This window comes from Microcoleus sp. B13-B6 (assembly GCF_036705405.1).
GTDB lineage: Bacteria > Cyanobacteriota > Cyanobacteriia > Cyanobacteriales > Microcoleaceae > Microcoleus.
This window is the reverse complement of sequence record NZ_JAUBUJ010000223.1, coordinates 1-2,981: the sequence shown is the minus strand read 5'-3', so window position 1 is coordinate 2,981 and position 2,981 is coordinate 1. Positions and strand designations below refer to the sequence as shown.

4 protein-coding genes are annotated in these 2,981 nt (G+C 43.2%); all 4 read left to right on the top strand.

Translation table 11 applies throughout. From position 1 onward, the window contains the following. Positions 1–207, top strand: a 207-nt coding sequence (locus QUB35_RS38730) for a zinc ribbon domain-containing protein (RefSeq protein ID WP_333148352.1), incomplete at its 5' end; no start/stop codon positions are given. Positions 208–804: 597 nt separating this feature from the next. After that, complete coding sequence (locus QUB35_RS38725) at positions 805–1,491, top strand: reverse transcriptase N-terminal domain-containing protein (protein ID WP_333148350.1); 687 nt, start codon at positions 805–807, stop codon at positions 1,489–1,491. A gap of 10 nt (positions 1,492–1,501) precedes the next feature. After that, entirely contained in the window at positions 1,502–2,656 is a 1,155-nt protein-coding gene (locus tag QUB35_RS38720) for a group II intron maturase-specific domain-containing protein (RefSeq protein WP_333148347.1), read from the top strand. After that, complete coding sequence (locus QUB35_RS38715) at positions 2,637–2,801, top strand: zinc ribbon domain-containing protein (protein ID WP_445252100.1); 165 nt, start codon at positions 2,637–2,639, stop codon at positions 2,799–2,801. Before QUB35_RS38720 ends, QUB35_RS38715 begins: the two co-directional genes overlap by 20 nt. The last annotated feature ends 180 nt before the right edge of the window (positions 2,802–2,981 follow it).

The following is a 2,981-nucleotide window of genomic DNA, read 5'->3' as shown; positions in this document are numbered from 1 at the left end:
CGCAACGATAGTAGTAGAAGATTTGAATGTCTGTGGAATGCTAAAGAATCACAAACTTGCGGTATGGTAATAGCTGACTGCGGATTCCACGAATTCAAGCGCCAGTTAGAATACAAAGCTAAAAAGTTTGGCTGCGAGATCGTCGTTGCCGACCGCTGGTTCCCATCAAGCAAGACCTGTGTGCGATTCGTTCAGTCGAAACCGTGAAAACGGGGGATAACTGGCTTCTCTGGGGTAATCCTTAAAAGGATTGAGTTCGCACTTTAATCCCCTGTAGATGACAACTGAATTACCTTGTATGTGACTGCAAGTACCCTAGAAAGCAGAAGTCATACCCTACAAGTGCAGTAGTGACAGCACTACCCCTACTGAGGAGATTGGTTATCAAAATTGGTAAAGCGGGGTAGAAAGGTGGTAACTGCGAACTGTACGCAGAACACCATCGAGCATGAATTTATGAGTAAAGCTGCGGCTTGAATCCACGTCTGAACCATCGTGATGCTTAATGGGCTACGACAGTTATTGCCCAAGCCAAAAGGCAAAGATAACGGTGCTGGCAATTGCAGGTCTGACCAGTATGCACTACCCATAAACGGGCGTGGAAAGTGGGACTCTAAGGATTCAAACAAAAGGTGATTTGGAACGAAGTAACCCCTCAAAATCTCTCAGAATGGTCGAAATCTGAGCAGGAAACCATCCGCATGAATCGAGGGGAAGGATTGTCTAAGAAGCCAAAGCTTTGAGTAATATCGAAGATATGCTGACGTAGACACTTTGACTCAGATTGTAAAGGTGTAATTAGTAATGTATAAGTCTAAAACCGAACAACAGTTCAGGGTGGAATGGGAGAATGACATCCCTATCTGTATAGGTCAAGAGTCAAACCAGCAATGGAGAGACATCAACTGGAAACAGGTAGAAAGAGTCGTCTACAAGTTACAAACACGCATTTACAAAGCCAAAAGTCGTGGTGATTACAAAGCTGTCCGCAGGCTTCAAAAGACTCTGATAAATTCACGGTCAGCCAAGCTACTAGCTACCAGAAAGGTAACACAAGATAATCAAGGTAAGAAGACGGCAGGAGTGGATGGAATTAAATCTCTATCCCCAGAAGCACGTCTCAAACTTGCAGGACAATTACAACTTACGGATAAAAGTCGAAAAACTCGCAGAGTATGGATACCCAAATCCAATGGTGAAAAACGTCCACTTGGAATACCCACAATCAGGGACAGGGCAACTCAAGCCTTAGCTAAGTTAGCACTCGAACCGGAATGGGAAGCCATATTTGAGGAAAATTCCTATGGTTTTCGTCCGGGTAGAAGCTGCCATGATGCTATAGTCGCAATCTACATACATATCAACCAAAAGCCTCGATATGTATTGGATGCGGATATCGCTAAATGCTTCGATAAAATCAATCATCAAGCGTTGCTAAAGAAGATTAACAGCTTCCCAAGAATGCACCCAGCAGATCCAGGCATGGCTTAAATCTGGTGCAATGGATGGAAACCAACTCTTCACGACCGATGAAGGTACTCCTCAAGGTGGGGTAATATCCCCCTTACTGGCAAATATAGCCTTACATGGTTTAGAAAAGCTGGTTAAAGAGTATGTCAAATCAATCGATAGGAAGGATGTCAACGGCTACAAAATTAGACCGAGAGACAAAGTGAAAGCCACTGCACTAATCAGGTACGCTGATGACTTTGTGTGTATGCACGAAGAAAAAGAAGTTGTCGAAGGTTGTCAGAGAATTATATCCGAATGGTTAGCCGAAATGGGATTAGAATTAAAACCAAGCAAAACCAGAATCTGTCACACACTCGAAGCAGTAGAAGACCAAAATGGTTTTAACTTTCTTGGCTTTAACATTCGACAATATCCCACTGGCAAATATAGAAGTGCCAGAAATTCAAACGGTAATCCACTAGGATTTAATACGCTCATCACCCCAAGCAAAGAAAAAAGAGCCACCCACCAGAAAAAACTGGGAGAAGTGATAGACCGTCAGCTTAACGGAAAACAGTCCGAATTAATACTTGAACTTAATCCAATTATCAAAGGCTGGTCAAACTACTACTCCCATGTTGTCAGTCAGGAAACATTCAGCAACATGGATTATCTAGTCTGGCAAAAATTAAAAAGATGGGCTATTCGTCGTTGCCCAAAAAGCAATAAGTACGAAATATTCTCAAGATATTGGAAAACAGTAGGCACGGACAACTGGAGATTCTGCACGACCGAAGGATTGAAGTTAGCCAAACACGGCGAGACAGAAATCACAAGGTTCGTCAAGGTTCAAGGTAACAGAAGTGTTTATGACGGAGATTTTACCTACTGGGGAACCAGACTGGGAAAACATCCTGAAATTCCAATGAGAATGGCAAGGCTACTCCAAAAGCAGAAAGGAAAATGTGCGTACTGCGGAAACTATTTCAAGCAAGACGATGTTATGGAAATTGACCATATTCAACCAAAATCTCAGGGAGGGAAAGACCAATATGGCAATCTCCAACTTCTTCATCGTCATTGCCATGATACAAAAACTGCCAGCGATGGTAGTTATGGTGCTTGTGTAAAAAGCTCAGTCAAAGAGGAGCCGGATGAGGTGAAAGTCTCAAGTCCGGTTCTGAATGAGAGGTGGGGAAAGTGATTTCCCCATCGACTCTAACTCAAATTGCGGACACATCCAAGATATGCCGTTGAAAGAAAGGATTTACAACTGTGAAAGTTGCGGTCATTCGATGGACAGGGATTTAAATGCAGCCATAAATTTATCGCGGTTGGCTAAACCGTGAAAGCTTACCGAGGGATAGCCGCTCCCATGCTCCCGATGAAGTAAGAAGCAAATGTCTAGACTTGTCTAGTATTTGTAGAGCAGAATTACTGATACTTTTAATCCAGACAATCCCCGACAATCGGCAACAATCTGAATATAGCACACTCATCAGACAGGTCCCAGAGTATGGTGGTATCCC

Coding starts and splice junctions, on each gene's coding strand:
- QUB35_RS38725 (WP_333148350.1), top strand. CDS start 805: ATGTATAAGTCTAAAACCGAACAACAGTTCAGGGTGGAATGGGAGAAT.
- QUB35_RS38720 (WP_333148347.1), top strand. CDS start 1,502: ATGGATGGAAACCAACTCTTCACGACCGATGAAGGTACTCCTCAAGGT.
- QUB35_RS38715 (WP_445252100.1), top strand. CDS start 2,637: ATGAGAGGTGGGGAAAGTGATTTCCCCATCGACTCTAACTCAAATTGC.